General features: G+C 65.5%; 17 protein-coding genes. 12 read left to right on the forward strand and 5 right to left on the reverse strand.

Going from position 1 to position 16,853, the window contains the following annotated elements; translation table 11 throughout:
• The first annotated feature begins 23 nt into the window (after positions 1-23).
• Genes ACSE4D_RS07815 through ACSE4D_RS07825 form a run of 3 tightly spaced genes read left to right on the forward strand, consistent with a single transcriptional unit; the run spans position 24 to position 1,416 of the window.
• Positions 24-632, forward strand: a complete 609-nt coding sequence (locus ACSE4D_RS07815; RefSeq protein ID WP_436327014.1) for a TetR/AcrR family transcriptional regulator — start codon at positions 24-26, stop codon at positions 630-632.
• Positions 629-970 carry a DUF6204 family protein gene (locus tag ACSE4D_RS07820; RefSeq protein ID WP_436327015.1) on the forward strand — a complete coding sequence of 114 codons (342 nt, stop codon included), beginning with the start codon at positions 629-631 and terminating at the stop codon, positions 968-970. The genes ACSE4D_RS07815 and ACSE4D_RS07820 overlap by 4 nt, the downstream gene beginning before the upstream one ends.
• Complete coding sequence (locus ACSE4D_RS07825; protein WP_135537612.1) at positions 967-1,416, forward strand: hypothetical protein; 450 nt, start codon at positions 967-969, stop codon at positions 1,414-1,416. The genes ACSE4D_RS07820 and ACSE4D_RS07825 overlap by 4 nt, the downstream gene beginning before the upstream one ends.
• 119 nt (positions 1,417-1,535) lie before the next feature.
• Here the strand turns inward: ACSE4D_RS07825 and ACSE4D_RS07830 are convergent, their stop codons facing one another.
• From ACSE4D_RS07830 to ACSE4D_RS07840, 3 genes are all read right to left on the reverse strand, one after another.
• The gene (locus tag ACSE4D_RS07830; RefSeq protein ID WP_135537613.1) at positions 1,536-2,930 is read right to left on the reverse strand and encodes an NAD-dependent succinate-semialdehyde dehydrogenase; all 1,395 of its coding nucleotides are present in this window, start codon (positions 2,928-2,930) and stop codon (positions 1,536-1,538) included.
• Between the two features lie 369 nt (positions 2,931-3,299).
• On the reverse strand, positions 3,300-4,778 hold the full coding sequence (locus ACSE4D_RS07835; protein ID WP_135537614.1) for an alanine/glycine:cation symporter family protein: 1,479 nt from the start codon (positions 4,776-4,778) through the stop codon (positions 3,300-3,302).
• A 134-nt stretch (positions 4,779-4,912) separates the two neighbouring features.
• Positions 4,913-5,929, reverse strand: a complete 1,017-nt coding sequence (locus ACSE4D_RS07840) for a 1-aminocyclopropane-1-carboxylate deaminase (RefSeq protein ID WP_135537615.1) — start codon at positions 5,927-5,929, stop codon at positions 4,913-4,915.
• Between the two features lie 187 nt (positions 5,930-6,116).
• On the opposite strand from ACSE4D_RS07840, the gene ACSE4D_RS07845 reads away from it, so the two are divergent.
• Positions 6,117-6,794, forward strand: coding sequence for a GntR family transcriptional regulator (locus tag ACSE4D_RS07845; RefSeq protein WP_135537616.1), 678 nt, complete (start codon positions 6,117-6,119; stop codon positions 6,792-6,794).
• Positions 6,795-6,854: 60 nt separating this feature from the next.
• Positions 6,855-7,706 (forward strand): alpha/beta hydrolase family esterase, encoded by an 852-nt coding sequence (locus tag ACSE4D_RS07850; protein WP_436327016.1) that lies wholly within the window; start codon positions 6,855-6,857, stop codon positions 7,704-7,706.
• On the opposite strand, the gene ACSE4D_RS07855 is transcribed toward ACSE4D_RS07850, so the two are convergent.
• Entirely contained in the window at positions 7,676-8,983 is a 1,308-nt protein-coding gene (locus ACSE4D_RS07855) for an ISL3 family transposase (protein ID WP_096179112.1), read from the reverse strand. The two genes, ACSE4D_RS07850 and ACSE4D_RS07855, sit on opposite strands and share 31 nt — an antisense overlap.
• Positions 8,984-9,115: 132 nt before the next feature.
• On the opposite strand from ACSE4D_RS07855, the gene ACSE4D_RS07860 reads away from it, so the two are divergent.
• From ACSE4D_RS07860 to ACSE4D_RS07890, 7 genes are all read left to right on the forward strand, one after another.
• Complete coding sequence (locus ACSE4D_RS07860; protein WP_436327017.1) at positions 9,116-9,337, forward strand: hypothetical protein; 222 nt, start codon at positions 9,116-9,118, stop codon at positions 9,335-9,337.
• A gap of 51 nt (positions 9,338-9,388) precedes the next feature.
• Positions 9,389-10,096: a FadR/GntR family transcriptional regulator gene (locus ACSE4D_RS07865; RefSeq protein ID WP_135537618.1), complete on the forward strand. Its 708-nt coding sequence runs from the start codon at positions 9,389-9,391 to the stop codon at positions 10,094-10,096.
• The gene (locus ACSE4D_RS07870; protein WP_135537619.1) at positions 10,093-10,911 is read left to right on the forward strand and encodes a creatininase family protein; all 819 of its coding nucleotides are present in this window, start codon (positions 10,093-10,095) and stop codon (positions 10,909-10,911) included. The genes ACSE4D_RS07865 and ACSE4D_RS07870 overlap by 4 nt, the downstream gene beginning before the upstream one ends.
• 144 nt (positions 10,912-11,055) lie before the next feature.
• Positions 11,056-12,585, forward strand: coding sequence for an AbgT family transporter (locus ACSE4D_RS07875; protein ID WP_135537620.1), 1,530 nt, complete (start codon positions 11,056-11,058; stop codon positions 12,583-12,585).
• 285 nt (positions 12,586-12,870) lie between these two features.
• The gene (locus ACSE4D_RS07880; protein WP_135537621.1) at positions 12,871-13,485 is read left to right on the forward strand and encodes a DUF6230 family protein; all 615 of its coding nucleotides are present in this window, start codon (positions 12,871-12,873) and stop codon (positions 13,483-13,485) included.
• Positions 13,485-14,120: a DUF6114 domain-containing protein gene (locus ACSE4D_RS07885; RefSeq protein WP_205683283.1), complete on the forward strand. Its 636-nt coding sequence runs from the start codon at positions 13,485-13,487 to the stop codon at positions 14,118-14,120. Before ACSE4D_RS07880 ends, ACSE4D_RS07885 begins: the two co-directional genes overlap by 1 nt.
• On the forward strand, positions 14,117-14,992 hold the full coding sequence (locus ACSE4D_RS07890; protein WP_436327018.1) for a hypothetical protein: 876 nt from the start codon (positions 14,117-14,119) through the stop codon (positions 14,990-14,992). The genes ACSE4D_RS07885 and ACSE4D_RS07890 overlap by 4 nt, the downstream gene beginning before the upstream one ends.
• 56 nt (positions 14,993-15,048) lie before the next feature.
• Here ACSE4D_RS07890 and ACSE4D_RS07895 read toward each other — a convergent pair whose 3' ends face one another.
• Complete coding sequence (locus ACSE4D_RS07895) at positions 15,049-16,701, reverse strand: alanine/glycine:cation symporter family protein (protein ID WP_425119148.1); 1,653 nt, start codon at positions 16,699-16,701, stop codon at positions 15,049-15,051.
• Positions 16,702-16,853 lie beyond the last annotated feature (152 nt).

Here is a 16,853-nt window from a genome sequence, read left to right on the forward strand (position 1 = left end):
ATACTTCAGTGTATTCTGAAATCATGACTGCCCCCTCCACACCCCGATTGACGCGCCGCGAGAGCCAGGAGCTCACCCGTCGACGCCTCATCGAATCGGCCGCCGGACTCTTCGCCGAGCACGGGGTGCGCGGCACCTCGCTCATCGCGGTCGCGGAGACCGCCGGGTTCAGCCGCGGGGCGGTCCATGGGAACTTCTCCGACAAGGACGAGCTCGCCGCGGCGGTCGTGCAGTTCGTCGTCGAGGATCTCGGGCCCGAGCTCGACCGGGCCCTGAGCTCGGCCGGGTCTGCGAACGACCGGCTCGCGGCCTATATCTCCACACACATCGACTACTGTCGCCGCGAACCGGCTCGGGCCGCAGCCATCATCGCAGCAGTGGGCTACCTCAGCCGGCCCGCTGCCCCGGCGCAGTCCTACGGCGAGCGCTCCGCCGATTCCATCGCCGACCTCGTGGCGCTCTTCGAGGACGGCCAGCGCCGAGGCGAGATGCGCAGCTTCGATCCCGCCACGATGGCCCTGGCTCTGCGTTCCGTCCTCGACACGGCAGTGCCCACCCATCCCAGCATCGAAGCGCACGAGATCATCACCCTGTTCGACCACGCCACCCGAGCCGAAGAGGCCCCACAATGACCTGGAATTTTCGCATCACCGTCCACGGGCGCTTCGCCGCACTCGACGAGGAGCAGCGCCGCAGCCTCCGTGCGGCACAGGACGATCACGACATGCTCTCCGCGCGCTTCTCCCCCGAGGGCACGTTCCTCTACACGCCCGAGCTCGTGAACTATCAGCACCGATTTCTGGTCACCAGCGACGAGGCGGACCGCGATGACGCCGAAACGCTGGCGAGCATCCGAGCCGAGGAGCTCTCCGATGCCGACCTCGCCGCACGCGGCCTCGTCGGCAGGGTCGTGAGTGTCTCAGCGGTGTGCCTCGAAGAGGTCAAGGTGCGGCCGAGGACACGGTCATGAGCACAGACGAAGCCGCCGACTGCGCTTCCGTGCCGAACCTCGAGGCCGCATTGACTCTGGCCTGGGCGAAGAGCTCTTTGGACACGACGGTCGGCGCGGCGCTCTCGCGGGTGGGGCTCAGCCTGGACGACCTTCGCCGACTGCGCCTCATCGATGCCCGGCCACAGGGGCTGGGCCGGGAGGACCTCGCCGAGGCGATGGGCGAGACGCTTTCACAGGCAGTGCGTGCCAGTCTGCCTCTGGTCAAACTCGGTTGGCTCTCACGCTCGGAATCGGGTGCGTTCTCCCTCACCGACAGCGGCCGCTTCCTCGTCGAGCAGTCCGAGGGCATCGCAGAGAAGGCGGCGCGCCGCTGGTTCGCCGAGAACGGCCTCGACCCCAGTGAGGTGTCGACGATCGCGGGATCGGACCCTGATGTCGATGCGCAGTGGACCTTCGAGAGCTGAGTTCCCCAGCTGAGCGCCCCGCCGCAAGACAGCGAAAAACGGGCTGAGCGTCGAGACACCCGTGCGTTCACACGTTTCTCGACGCCCAACCCGTTTATCGACGGTGCGCAGGTCGAGTATCAGTCAGCCACGTAGTACATGCGCTTGTTGACGAACTCGTCCATGCCGTAGGGGCCGAGCTCGCGACCGAAGCCCGACCGCTTGGTTCCGCCGAACGGGATCTCCGCGCCTTCGCCGGCCGGGGTGTTGACGTTGGACATGCCGACGTCGAGACGCTGAGCGAGCTTCGCGGCACGCTCGGGATCCTTCGCGAACACGGCACCGCCGAGGCCGAAGCGCGAATCATTGGCCAGCTCGAGGGCCTCATCATCGCTGCTGACCTTGTAGACGGTGGCCACAGGTCCGAAGAGCTCCTCGCGGTAGGCGTCCATCTCCGAGGTGACTCCGGTGAGCACGGCCGGAGTGACATAGGCCGAACCATCGGTGGCGAGTTCACCGCCGACGAGGTTCGCTCCCTGTTCGACCGCCCGATCGAGCTGCTTGCGCAGGTTCTCGGCCGCGCCCCGAGAGGACAGAGGCGAGTACTTGCCGTCGCCCGCCTCGGCGGGGGTGCCCTTCTCCCAGGACTGGGCACGTTCGGTCAGTCCGGACACGAAGTCGTCGTAGATGTCGTCCATAACGATCATCCGCTTGTTCGCATTGCACACCTGGCCGGTGTTGTAGAGGCGAGTGCCCCAAGCGGTGTCGACGGCCTCGTTCATGTCATCGGTGTCGAGGATGATGTAGGGGTCGGAGCCGCCGAGCTCGAGCACGGCCTTCTTCAGATGCTTGCCCGCCGTGGCGGCCACGGCCGAGCCGGCGCGTTCGGAACCGGTCAGGGACACGCCTTCGACGCGGTCATCGGCGATGATCGTCTCGATCTGCTCGTGCGTGGCGTAGATGTTGTTGTACACGCCCTCGGGGACGCCGGCTTCCTTCATGAGCTCGGCGATCTTCGCCGAGGAGCGGGGGCAGATCTCCGCATGCTTGAGGATGATCGTGTTGCCGAGCACGAGGTTCGGCGCGGCGAAGCGAGCCACCTGGTAGTACGGGAAGTTCCACGGCATGATGCCCAGCAGGGCACCGACCGGGCGGCGCTGGATGAACGCCTTGCCTCCGGACATCGATTCGATCGGCTCATCGGCGGCGAACTTCGGTCCGTTGTCGGCGTAGTAGTTGAAGATCGCCTCGCAGAACTCGGCCTCTTCCTCACCTTCGGCGGTGGGCTTGCCCATCTCCTCGGCGATGATCTTCGCGAGCTCGGCCTTGTGCTCACCGAACAGGGCTGCGACCTTGTTGACGACGGCAGCGCGCTCCTCGATGGTCTTGTCCCGCCAGGCCTGGAACCCCTTGTGCGCGGACTCGAGGACCTGCTGGATCTCCTCGTCGGTCGCGTTGTCGAACTTCTCGACGACTTCACCGGTGGCCGGGTTCTCGACGCGGTAGCCGCCTGCGGCGCTTCCTACATTGCTCATTCCAGACTCCTTTGACGTGGGCGCCTGTTGGCGCCGGCTAAGCAATCGCATACCTCTTCGCCGTCGGAATCGACGGATTGCGTATGCCTGTCTCACACGCTATCAACACGTGACCCGCGCAACAAGTGCCGGAACCTGGGGGAATCCTCAGTCCTGGATCGATCACCGACCCGCCACCGAGGGAGTGCGGATTCCGAATACGCTTCAACGAAATCCGCATGCCGTGAGTGCAGAACACAGCCACCTCCCAAGGGGCAGCCGCCTGCAAGGGGCAACCACCCCAAAGGGACTGCCGCCTCAGCGAAGGGAACGCACCGCAACAGCGAAACGGCCGCCCCCATACTGGGGACGGCCGCCTCGGTGAGGGAATCAGTCGAACCTGCGCGAGGAGCCGATCACGTCTCCGGCCTTCCAGTCGGCCCAACCGGGCTGATCGATCATGAACGATTCGATCGTGTCCTTGTCCGCCTTCAGCTGCGGATCGTGCTTGAGGTAGTGCTTCGTCTCCCGGGCGATGAGTCCGGAGAGGATGAGGATGCCAAGCAGGTTCGGCAGGGCCATGAGACCGTTCATCACATCCGAGAAGTTCCAGATCGGCTCGAGTTCGGTGGTGCAACCGACGAACACGACGAGAGAGAAGAAGATCCGGAACGGCAGCACTCCGCGCCGGCCGACGAGGCGTTCGACATTGCGATCGCCGTAGTAGGACCAGCCGAGCAGCGTCGAGAACGCGAAGAGGACGATGCCCAGCGTCACGACCCAGTGGCCCCAATGACCGGGCAGACCGTGGGAGAAGGCCTCGCCCGTCATGAGCGCCGCACTGATCTGTTCCCCTGTCTCCGGATCGACTTCGTTCCAGGTCCCGGTGGCGATGATCGTCAGACCGGTGAAGCTGACGACGATGATCGTGTCGATGAAGGTCTGCGTCATCGACACGAGCCCCTGACGCACCGGATGCGAGGTTTTTGCCGCGGCTGCGGCGATCGGTGCCGAACCGAGTCCCGATTCGTTCGAGAACAGACCACGGGCCACGCCCATCTGCACGACGACGATGATCGCCGAGCCCGCGAATCCGCCGACGGCCGAAGTGCCGGTGAAGGCCTCGGTGAAGATCTGGGCGAAGGCAGAGGGCAGGGCGTCGATGTTCGCGATGAGGATGTAGATGGCGCTGAGGACGTAGAAGACGATCATGATCGGCACCAGGCCGGCCGTGACCCGTCCGATGGACTTGATGCCGCCGACGAGGACGACGAGCGTGAGGACCGTGAGCACAGCGCCGGTGATCCAGGTGGGAACCGACCAGCTCGACTCGACATTCGCCGCGATCGAGTTGCCCTGCGTCATATTGCCGATCCCGAAGCAGGCGAGGACGGCGAAGACGGCGAACATCAGGCCGAGGACCTTGCCGAGAGGACCTTTGATGCCGCGTTCGAGGTAGTACTGCGGGCCACCGGACTTCTCCCCGGCCTCATCGGTTCCGCGGAAGCGCACCGCGAGGAAGCCCTCCGCATACTTCGTGACCATGCCCAGCAGGCCGGTCATCCACATCCAGAACAGGGCACCGGGACCGCCGATGCCGATGGCAGTGGCCACGCCGACGATGTTGCCGGTGCCGACCGTGGCCGCCAGCGCCGTCGTCAGCGCCTGGAACTGCGAGATGTCACCCTCGGATCCGGCGTCCTTGCGCTTGAGAATGCCCAGACTCAGGGCCGGCAGCAGCTTCGTGAATTGCAGCCCGCCGAGGCGGAACGTCAGGTACAGGCCCGTGCCCAGCAGCAGCGGGATGAGTAGGAACGGACCCCAGACGAATCCGCTGATCGTATCGAAGAATTCGGCGGCAGCACCCATGATGTCACTTCACTTTCCAACGTCGGCGCGCGACGTGACCCAGATCATTGCAGAGAACAGTTCCTGACTGTACCCGATGAATGTTCTGGGAGAACACGGCGACTCCTGAGCCGACCCGGACTCAGACGCCGGGCTCAGAAGATCGAGCTGTAGGCGTTGAGCGCGAGCTGACCGCCGAGGTGGGCGTAGAGGACCGTGGAGTCCCTGTCGATGCCGCCCTGACCGACGAGATCGAGCAGCCCGGCCATCGATTTGCCCTCGTAGACGGGATCGAGGATGACGCCTTCGAGCTGAGCGGTCGTGCGGATCGCGTCGACGGTCGACTCGTCGGGGATGCCGTAGGCCGGCCCGGCCCAGCCGGAGCGGATGTCGATCTCGTCCTCGCGAATCCTCCGACCGAGTCCGATGAGCTCGGCAGTGGAGTTCGCAATGCGCCGGACCTGGTCACGGGTCTTGTCCAGGGTCGCCGAGGCGTCGATGCCGATGATCCGACGGGGACGCCCGCCGGCATCCTCGAGAGCCGCGAACCCGGCGATCATGCCCGCATGGGTCGAGCCCGTCACGGTGCACACGACGATGGTGTCGAAGAAGACCCCAAGCTCCTTCTCCTGCTCGGCGACCTCATAGGCCCAGTTCGCGAAGCCGAGTCCGCCGAACCTGTGCTCGGAGGCCCCGGCCGGGATCGGATAGGGCCTGCCGCCGGCCGCTTCGACCTCGGCGAGCGCATTCTCCCAGCTCGAGCGGATGCCAATGTCGAATCCGGCCGAGTCGAGGCGGACGTCGGCGCCCATGATGCGCGAGAGTTCGATATTGCCGACCGTGTCATTGCCCGGATCCTCCCAGTCCACCCAGCGCTCCTGGACGAGACGGGCCTTCAGGCCGAGATGGGCAGCGACGGCCGCGACCTGCCGCGTGTGGTTGGACTGGTAACCGCCGATCGAGACGAGCGTGTCCGCGCCCGAAGCGAGGATGTCGGGAACGATGTACTCGAGCTTGCGGGTCTTGTTTCCGCCGAACGCGAGTCCGGAGTTGACGTCCTCCCGTTTGGCCCAGACCCTCGCCCCGCCGAGGTGGTCCCCGAGCCTGCCCAATTCATGCACGGGGCTCGGCCCGAAGGTGAGCGGATAGCGGTCGAAATCGGTGATGGCCATGGGGACCCCTTCGTCGTCGTATCGTTCGACCGCGATCCCTGCTCTCTGCCGGAGACGACCAGCACATCGCGGCCAGTGATATGCAATATATTGCATTTCGGGCCTGTCTACAATGAGGTCGGCACCGCATCCCAGACTTCCACGACCGGTGCCGACCGCCATCCCGATGCCGACGAAAGGACCCCCGGTGCCGATTCCCGCGCATTCGCCCTCCCCGCAGCGCACTCTCCTGCGGGATGACGTCTACCGGTCGATCCGCGATGCGATCGTCCGCGGGCAGCTGGCCCCCGGAGAGCAGCTGCGCGATCAGGAGCTCGGCGCCTGGCTGCAGGTCTCGCGGACTCCGGTGCGCGAGGCCCTGCAGCGCCTGGCCCAGGCCGGTCTTGTTGTGGCCCAACCGGGGAGGATGACCCGGGTGGCGCCGGAGAATCCTGAGGCCATCGTCCATGCACGTCAGATCGCCGCCGAGCTGCATGCCCTGGCCATGAACCTCGCCGTCGCGGACCTCACCGGCGCGGACCTCGACGCCATGGAGCGAGCGAACGAGCGGCTGCGCGCGGCCCTCGACACCGCCGACATCGACGCAGCCATCACCGCCGATGACGAATTCCACGAGGTGGCCCTGTCCCGCAGCGGCAACCCGCTCATCGCCGATCACCTCGAGCTCGTCACGGCCACCCTGCGCCGCACCGAGTACCTCCACTTCGATTCGGTCGCCGGTTCGGCCTCGCCTGAGAAACACACCGAAATCATCGCGGCCGTCCGCGCCGGCGATCACGGCCTCGCCGTCGATCTCACGAGGCAGAACTGGGCTTCGCTCTCCGGTCGGCAGTCTCGACGATCGGAGTCACCGGCAAGTCCTTAAGTCATTTTATGACTTGTGCTAGAGTCCTGCTCACGATCACCGACGATCAAAGGACTCACGATGCAATCGACGACGAGACGCACCCCGACCGCCATCCTCGCAGCGGCATCCGCCGTGGTTCTCACCTCGAGTCTCCTGGCTCTGGGGCCGGCCCTTGCCACGAGCCCGGGCAGGGCGGCCGAGGCCGCCGCCCCGACGCTGGAGGCCGCCCCGTCCGCAGGCTGCGGGAGCGAGCAGACTCCGGGCAATGACGAACGGACGATCACCTCGGCGGGCGAGGATCGGACCTATCGGATCAACATCCCCCGCGACTACGAGGAGTCGACGCCGATGCCGCTGATCCTCGGCTTCCACGGCAACGGATCGGACGGAGCCGAGCTCCAGAACTACACGGGCCTGCCCACCCTCCCCGCCGTCACCGTCTTCCCCGATGGTGCACTCGACGACGGCAAACGCTCCTGGCAGGGTGCCCCCTATGCCAGCGGTGCCGACGATGTCCGCTTCGTCTCCGATCTGCTCGATTCGATCGAGGACGAGCACTGCATCGACCTCAATCGCGTCTATGCCACCGGCAAGTCCAACGGAGGCGGCTTCGTCTCGGTGCTCGCCTGCCATCTGCGCGACCGGTTCTCGGCCTTCGGCATCGTCGCCGGGGCCTACTATCCGCAGTCGACGAACGGCTGCGACTACTCGGAGCCGACGCCGATGCTCGCCATCCACGGCACCGGCGACGCGACGATGCACTACGACGGGGGCGAGCGCCAGGGCGAGACCTATCCGGGCGTGCGCGACTGGATCGAGCCCTGGGCCGAGGCTTCGGACTGCACGGCCACGACCGAGCGCAGGGTCGGCAAAAGGGGCTCTCCTGATGGACCCGTGGGTCATCTACGGCCTGGGAGGACGGGTTTGTGACCGCCGAGGTTGAGCATCGCCAACGCGATCAATGCCTCCGGTGATCGGAACCCGAATGCCACTCGAGTCAGCAACCGGATCTTAGTATTCACCGACTCGATCCTGCCGTTGGACAACCCGTGCTCGATGGCAGCCAGGATCCGGACTTGATGCCTGCGGATCTTTCGCCCCAACTCAACCATCACGTGGATCCGGGACCGGGCCGCCCACGCCAACCACCGCTCCAGGCCGATCTTCGCCTCGGCATACTCCATCTGGAACACCGTCCGCAGCCCTTCCTTGAGCAAATACGCTCGATGCAGCCGGGGATCGGTCTGGGCCAGCCACGCCAGCTTCGTCGTCTGCTTCTCAGTGAGGTCCTCGGGGTTCTTCCACAACGCGTACCGAGAGTTCTTGATCTTCTTCGCTCGCTCCTTACCCGTCTCCGGGGCGTCCACAGCGGGCCTGCCCGGGCCCCGGACGGGTTCTTTGCCGGCCCGGGCCCGGGCCTCGTTCCACGCACCTCGACGCACTTCGTCCAGGGCATCAGTGGCCCACTTGACCACATGAAACGGGTCGGCGCAGACGATCACGTCCGGACACTTCTCGGCCACCACATCCTGAATCCAGTCCGCCCCGTCCGCGCTCACGTGCGTGATCTGAGCGCACCGACCACCCTGGGAGGCCTCTAACTGATCGAAGAAGCTGCGCAGGGTCGCTTTCGTCTTTCCCGACTTGGCCCACACCAGACGACCAGTACCGTGATCGACAACGACGGTGAGGTACTTGTGGCCCTTCTTATAGCTGACCTCGTCAATGCCGATCCGCTCCAGATCGGCAAACAGGTCGACCCGGCCAGCGGTGTCGTCCCATACCCGGGAGATGATTGCCCCGACTGTGCGCCAGGCGATACGCATCAGCTCAACAACCGCGGACTTCGAACACGCGGTGGCCAGCCAGGCGACTTGCTGATCGAAGGTGTGCGTGTGGCCACTGTCATGGCGGGCCCAGGGCACTTTCGCGACAGTGACCGCGTGTTCGCGACACTGCACGCGTGGTGCTTGAGCATCGAGGTAGACCGGGATCGTACCGAGATCCAGGGACCGCCAGCGGCGAGGACCGTCGCCGCCGTCGTACAGGGGTGCGGGTTTGTGGCACTTGCCGCAGCGAGGTCGGGTCCGTGCGTTGAGACGGACGTCGGCGATGACGGTCTCGGTATCTTCATCGAAAGTGACGTCGTCGATGATCGTGGTCTTCTCGACTCCGAGCAAATTGCGCCATAGGGTGGTGTTGTGCACGCCGTTCTCCGTGTCTGTGATTCCGTTTGTTTTGTCGCTACGAAATCTATCGCGGGAACGGCGTGCTCTTGCGTCAGGGGAGGGTTCACCCACCCACGGGTACATCACAAGCGCCGCAAAAGGGGCGAGGATGTGCTGCGCACGAGCTGGAAGAACTGCACGGCTGGGACCTCCACCGCCAGAGGGAAGAGCTCGGGCGCCGAGGTCGAGCTCTATTCGGTCACCGACGGCGGCCACGTCTGGCCGGGTGAGGTGGTCTACAGCGGCGGCGGGTACGTGACGAAGCACTTCTCGGCGACCGACACCCTGTGGGCGTTCTTCGAGAACCACGCGGGACCGACACGTGACCGTTGACACATCCGCACCAAAGTGATTAGATGACTTAAACACTTGAAGGAGAGTGGCATGACACCATCCATCGGACTCGTCGAACGACTCACCCGTGAGATCGTCCAGACGATTCGTGCCGAGAACCTGCAGCCCGGCCAGACACTGCCCTCGGCGAAGGTTCTGGCCGAACGCTTCGAGGTCACCGTGCCCACGGTCCGCGAAGCCCTGCGTCGGCTCGAGGCCACGGGCTCGGTCGAGCTCATGCACGGCTCGGGGACCTATGTGCGCGAGGCGATCAATCGCCGCATCCTCGACAATCCGCACTATGTGCCCGTCGACCTCGCTGCGGCGATCGAGCTCCTCGACGCCCGCGTCGCAATCGAGCCGGGCATCGCCGAGCTGGCGGCCCAGATCCAGAGCGCCGAGGCGGTCGCCTCGATGGAATCCGCCCTCGACAATGCCCTGCAGGTCGAGACCGCGGTCCCAGCAGGCCACTTCCACGTCGAGCTCGCACGGGCTTCGGGCAACCGCGCCCTGCACGAGATGCTCGTCTCGCTGCTCGCGATCCACTCGCGCACTCAGCAGGCGGCGCGGACCACCTACGACCGGCTGCGTGACCACGATGAGCATGCGGACATCCTCGACGCGATCAAGCGCGGCGACGGATTCGAAGCCGCTCATCGCACCCGCAAGCACCTCGAGGCGATCAAGACCGTCGTCCTCGCGGACTGGGCCGATGATCCTCAGACAGACGACGCGGCGAACAAGGAGGCCGAACAGTGACCAGACAGCAGGTGAGCGAGATCCGCCCGGACATCCGCAGGTACGGGGAGCTCACTTCGCTCGAAGTCGAAGTCGCCAAGGAGCAGGGCAGCCTCCTCATCCTCCCGGTGGGCGCCTGTGAACAGCACGGCGATGCGCTGCCGCTGAGCACCGACAGCATCCGCGCCGAACATGTCGCACTCGCCGTCGCCGAAGAACTCGCCGCGAGGGCAGCGGCCGATGATCCGGCAGGCCGGGCCTTCGTCCTCCCCAGCGTCGACTACGGGGTCTCCCCGCACCACACCTTCCTCCCGGGCACGATCAGCCTCGACCCGCGGACCTTCATCGACATCGTCACCACGATCGCGGCCCGGCTCGCCGACTCGGGATTCGCCAAGCTCCTCGTCATCACCGGCCACGGCGGCAATCAGGCCGCGCTCGGCGTCGCCCAGCAGGTGCTGCTCGACTCCCATCCGAACCTCGTCTTCGCCCATTCCCCCGTGAGCGCGCTGGCGACCGAGACCACCGCCGCACTGCCCCGCACCGAGGTCAGCGGACACTGCGGGGAGTCCGAGACTTCCCAGGTCCTGGCCATCGACGACCGCCTCGTCGACTCCCCTCGGCTCGCGCCAGGGGCCACGAGACTCGACGAGCTCGACGACCGCGCACGGCTCAGCCGCACGAAGACCCCCGCGAGCGCAGTCACCTTCGACCGATATGCCGACAACGGGGTCCTCGGCGACCCCCGAACCGCCACTGCCAAGGCCGGTCGCGACCTCCTCGGCGAAGTCATCGCGAAACTCGTCGCCTACTCCCGAGACATGCTGCGCCTATGAGACATGCTGCGCCCATGACAGCCGAGATGAACTGACACCACCACTGACCACCCGCCCTCTCAGACCGATGGAGCTCACGGGCCCGCGATGAGTCATGCCCTTTTTCGCTCCTCCGCCATCCACCTGGAGACCCTGGAGACCGACATGGAAACGAGCACCACCGAGCGGACGCAGGAGAAGCTGCCGTTCGTCATCCGCGCCCTCAACGTCATCGAAGTCGTCGGCAACAAGCTGCCGAACCCCTTCTGGCTGTTCTGGATCCTTGCGGGGATCCTCGCCGCACTCAGCCTCGCCCTCTCCTTCGCCGGTGCCGGTGTCGAGGATCCCGAAACCGGGGAATGGACCCCGGTGAACAACCTGCTCAGCGGCAAGGGAATCGCCATGGCCGTGAGCACCGCACTCGAGGCCTATGAGACGTTCCCACCGCTCATCACGATCATGGTCGTCATCATGGGGGTCGCCCTGGCCGAGCGCACGGGGCTGCTGTCGACGGCGATGAAGGTCTCGATCGCCCGCGTTCCTGCCGGGCTCATCGTGTTCACGGTCGCGTTCATGGGCACGATCTCGCATGTCGCCTCGGCGGCGGCCTATGTCATCCTCGTCCCGCTCGGCGGGATGGTGTTCAAGGCGGTGGGGCGCTCCCCCGTCCTCGGTGTCATCGTCGCCTACACCTCGATCGCCTCGGGCTACGACGCCAGCCCCATTCCGACGCCCAACGACGCGATCTTCGCTGGCATCACAACGGCCGCGGCGAACATCATCGACCCCGACTACATCGTCACCCCGATCGGCAACTGGTACTTCAACATCACCAGCTCCATCCTGCTGGCCGTCGTCATCACCATCGTCACCGAACTCGTGCTCATGAAGCGCGACAACCTCGATGCCGACGAGGATGCCGAATTCGAAGACCTCGTCATCTCCGACAAAGAGCGCTCGGCTCTGCGTCTGGCCATGTTCGCCGTCAGCGCGGCGGTCATCGCCATCGTCGTCCTCGTCGTCCCCGAGGGGGCTCCCCTGCGCGGCGACGGCCCCTTCGGCGAGTCCCCGTTCCTCACCGGCATCGCCTTCCTCATCGCCCTGCTCTTCGGCATCGGCGGCATCGTCTACGGCTTCCGCGAGGGCACGATCGAGACCTGGTCCGACGTCCCGAAGCTCATGGGTCAGGGCTTGGCGTCGATCTCCGGAGTCCTCGTCCTCTTCTTCGCCATCGCGCAGTTCCTCGAGTACTTCGAGTGGACGAACATCGGCATGCTCGTCTCGGTCTCCACCTCGGAGCTGTTCATCGGACTCGGCCTGCCGACCTGGGTGGTCTTCGTCCTCGTTCTGCTCGTGCTCTCCGTCGTCAATGTGCTCATCACCTCCGGTTCGGCGATGTGGGCGATCATGGCCCCGGTCATCGTTCCGCTGCTCATGCTCCTCGAAGTTCCGCCGGAGACGAGCCAGGCGATCTTCCGCATCGCCGACTCCGGTTCGACGGCGATCACCCCGATGAGTCCCTACTTCATCCTCGCGCTGGGCTTCATGCAGAAGTATCAGAAGAAGGCCGGCATCGGCACGCTCGCCTCGCACACCCTGCCGCTGGCCGTGTGCATGACGATCACCTGGAGTCTCCTGTTCTTCCTGTGGTGGGGTCTGGGCATCCCGCTCGGTCCCGACGCCCCTGTGCGCTGACTCCATGTCCCCGTGCGCTGACTCGACTCCTCCGCCAGCGACATGACCAGGGTTTTCATGCCACACGGGCACCCGTCGCCGGTCGGCATCCGCACCCGCAGGCGGACTCCCGCGCGGCGACTGCATCGCGGACAGGTTCGCACGGCCCGCAGAAAGTCGCGAAAATTACAGATGTGAAACCTGTTGACGCACAAGTTTCGGGCACGATACTGTCCAGTAACACCCCGTGGTAACTTACGTCACAAAGTTCATGCCGGCGCAGGCGCCGGTGCCCTAGGAGGATCAATGAAGTTCCGCAATTCCGGCCTCGTCCGCAGGCTCGTCGCATCCCATGCCGGTCGCATCGCACTGGTTGCTGTCCCCACCGGCGTCGTGTCGGCCATGCTCATGGGCGGAGTCGCCCAGGGCGCCGTGCCCGTCTCATTCGCAGTCTCGGGCACACAGTTCAAGATCACCTCGTCGCAGCTCGAGGGCACCGGCTTCTCGCAGTACAGCGGCGTGGCCAAGGATGCCGACGGCGGCAAGCACCCGGTCGTCACCGCGAACATCAAGGACGCCACGCTCGAGAATCTCTGCCAGTCGGCAGCCGTCGACACCCCGATCGGCAAGGTGGGCGTGCTCATCAAGGCCGGCGGCAAGGGCACCCCCGCCTCGGCGAAGGACCTGCAGATCGGCATGACGGGACTCAAGGGCGACGCGGAATTCGAGAACATCCGCATCGGCGTCGATGCCTCTGATGTCAACACGAAGGCCAAGGGTTCGAAGGGCGACTTCGCTCAGGACGCGGACACGATCTCCATCAAGGACCTCAAGCAGGACTCGTGGAGCACGACCGCCTCGGTGTTCACCCTCAAAGACATGGCGCTGAAACTCACCGACGGATCGGAGACGTGCTCCTGATGAGGGAGACAACAGCCGACGGGCAGCCGACCGATGAACGGGAGGCAGCCGACCAGGACGCCACCGTGCAGAAGACGAGCCTGCTCGCGCTGTCCCGACGGAGTCGACGCGCCGGTGAGCAGAATGCCCACCTCGAATCCGATGTCGAGACGGCGGAATTCGCCGGTCCGGCATCGGAATCGAGGGCTGCTGACAGGAGCGAAGGAGCCGAGATGAGCGACGGCGCGAAGAAACGCCGCGGATTCAAGCAGTGGCGTCGGCAGCGGCCCTTCATCGGCGGCGTGCTGGCCGTGCTCGGAGGAATCGAGCTGTTCTTCTCAGGACAGCTGGATCTCGGGAACATGCAGATCCAGTTCGGCATCGAGGGACTCCAGGCGACGGTCATCCCGATCGCGATCGTGGTGCTCGCGCTCTTTGCGATCCTCAAGCCCACGCATCACGTGTTCTACGGGATCATCGCGCTCATCCTCTCCGTCTACTCGCTCATCGGGGTCAACCTCGGCGGGTACCTTCTGGGGATGCTGCTGTCGACCATCGGGGCGATCCTCGTCGTCGCCTGGATGGGACCGCGCGGACCGAAGCCCGGCCGGAGGGGAGACTCCGGAACCGCCGAGGAAGAAGGGGAGACTGCATGAGTGCGCCCAGCCGCCGAACGGCCGCCATACTGGCGGCAGCTGCCCTCGTCGTCCCCACCACCATCGGGGCCGGAACGATGACCGCCGCCCACTCGTCTCCGCTGTGCTCACTCGTGGGCACGTGCGATGACTCCGACGATTCCGCCAAGGACAAGACTCCCGCACCCGCGGGAACGATGTCTCCGGGCATGCCGCTGAAGCCGACGGATCCGCCGACCTCGGATCCCACGGTCCCCGCACCCACATCGCCGGGGCCGACGGACGAACCGAGCGAGGAGCCGTCGGATCCGGCCTCACCGGAGCCCACGGACCCCGGCGGTCTGGGTGTCGATGAGCCGGATGACGAACCGAGCGACGAACCGAGCGACGAGCCGAGCGACGAGCCGAGCGACGAGCCGACAGACGAGACCAACGGCGAGTTTCCGGATCATGCGAAGCAGGACGAGAAGGCACCGATCTTCACGGACACTCCGGCCGCCATGGGTTCGGAGGGACTGTCGTTCAAGGGACTCAAGGGCATCTCGTTCGTCTCGGTGCCCACCGCCGACGGCGGGAGCGTCGTGACGCTGAAGCTCCAGGCCGAGGAGATCAAAATCACCGGCTTCTCGCTCACAGTGCGCCCGCCGGAGGAGGACCACGGCCTGGTGACGAAGGCCGACACGATGACGCTCAAGGGCGATGTCTCGGTCTACATCGGTTCGATCACCGCGACGACGAAGGACGGGAAGTCACTGACCCTGGGCCCGGAGACGCCTCCGCCCATGGATGACGTCGAACCGGGCCTGCTGCGAGTGACGATGGGACTCGTCGGATCCACCGCCGATTCGATCGCCTACTCGAACACGGATCAGAAGCTCAAGCGCGCGGACTGACCTGCCTGACACCCAGCGGGGTGGGGCACGGTCGGTCAGGCCCGAAGGCCGCGGACTCAGTCCGCGGCCTTCTCGCGTTCCTGCTTCTTCCGACGCAGCGTATCGCGGACCTCACGCAGCTTGTCGCGCTTGCGTCTGCGTCCCGCCTCGGCGGCTCTGATCTGCTCCGGGGTCGGTTCGTGATCGCCCATCCCGACCTGCAGCTCCACGGGGGTGACCTCTCGGAGGACCCCCGCGTCGATCTTCGTGCGCAGCCGCAGGACCTCGAGGCGGAGGATGCGGGCCAGGAAGTAGATGCCGAGCAGGTTGGGGAAGGCCATGAGGAAGAAGATCGCGTCGGAGAAGGCGATGACCGAGTCCAGCGACATCGAGGCGCCGATGATGACGGCGACGATCCAGAAGATCTGATACGCCTTGTCGGCCTTCTTCGAGTTGCCGGTGAGGTACCCCAGGGCCTGCTGGCCGTAGTAGCCGTAGGCGAGGATCGTCGAGAACGCGAAGAGCACGACGGCGATGGTGAGCAGGATCGGGAACCAGCTCGACACCGTGCCGAAGGCCTCGGCCGTCAGGCCGATGCCGTCCTCGGTGCTTTCGCTGTAGAGACCGGTGGTGATGATCGCCAGCGAGGTCAGGGTGCAGATGATGACGGAGTCGATGAGCGGCTCCCACATCGCCACGAAGCCTTCGGTCGCCGGCTTCGTCGTCTTCGAGGCTGCGTGCGCCATACCGGCCGAACCGATGCCCGCGGCATTGGAGAACAGGGCCCGCTGGATGCCGACGATGGCGACGCCCACGGCGCCGCCTGCGACGCCGCTGGGGCTGAAGGCACCGGTGACCATGAGGCCGAAGGCGTGCGGGATCTGACCGGCGTTGAGGACGAGGATGACGATGACGGACACGAAGTAGAGGATCGCCATGAGCGGGGTCAGCTTCGAGGTCCACTGGCCGATCTTCTTGATCCCGCCGAGGATGACCAGGGCGGTGAGTGCGGCGATGATCGCTCCGATGAGCCAGAGTTTGTCGGCGAAGAAGCTCGAGTCGCCGCCGGTGGCCTGGACGAGGATCGCGGCAGCCTGGTTCGCCTGGAACAGGTTGCCGGCGCCGATGACGCCGAGCACAGCCGTCAGGGCATAGAACACGGCGAGGAACTTGCCGAGCTTGGGTCGGCCGATCTCGGCCATGCCTGCCCGCAGGTAGTACATGGGACCGCCGGAGACGCTGCCGTCGTCGTTGATCTGCCGGTACTTCACACCGAGGGTGGCTTCGGCCATCTTCACGGTCATCGCGAAGAAGCCGAAGATGATGATCCACAGGGCGGCACCGGGCCCGCCGATCGTGATCGCCACGGCCACACCGGCGATGTTGCCCAGTCCCACGGTGCCCGAGAGTTCGGTGGCCAGGGCCTGGAAGCTCGAGACCTCACCCGGGTCGGTCTTGCGGGTGAACCGGCCGCGGATAATGCCGATGGAGTAGCGCAGACCGGTGATCGGCTGGAAGCGCAGGTAGACGGTGAGGAAGACGGCGGCGGCCATGAGCCACACGACGATGAGCGGGATGCCGAGATCGCCGATCTCCAGCTCGAAGAATACGATGTTGCTGAAGGTCTGTGCCGCGGGCCCGAGGAAGGATTCGATGGCCTCATCGACTCCGGCGGCGTTGAGGTCCACCGCGGGGGCGGAATGGGCGAGATGTTCAGTTATGGAAGTCATACCTGCGGGCGCGAGATTGCGTTTCGTCCGGAGGGTTGGTCCGGGACCGGCACCCGTGATCAACCTAACAACCGAAGAGGAGACTGTCAGCTTTCGCCCAGGAAAAGCGGTCAGCTCACAGGGTTTTCACAATTCGCTTCTTCATGAAGATG

The organism is Brevibacterium sp. FAM 27836, from assembly GCF_051351055.1.
Lineage (GTDB): Bacteria > Actinomycetota > Actinomycetes > Actinomycetales > Brevibacteriaceae > Brevibacterium.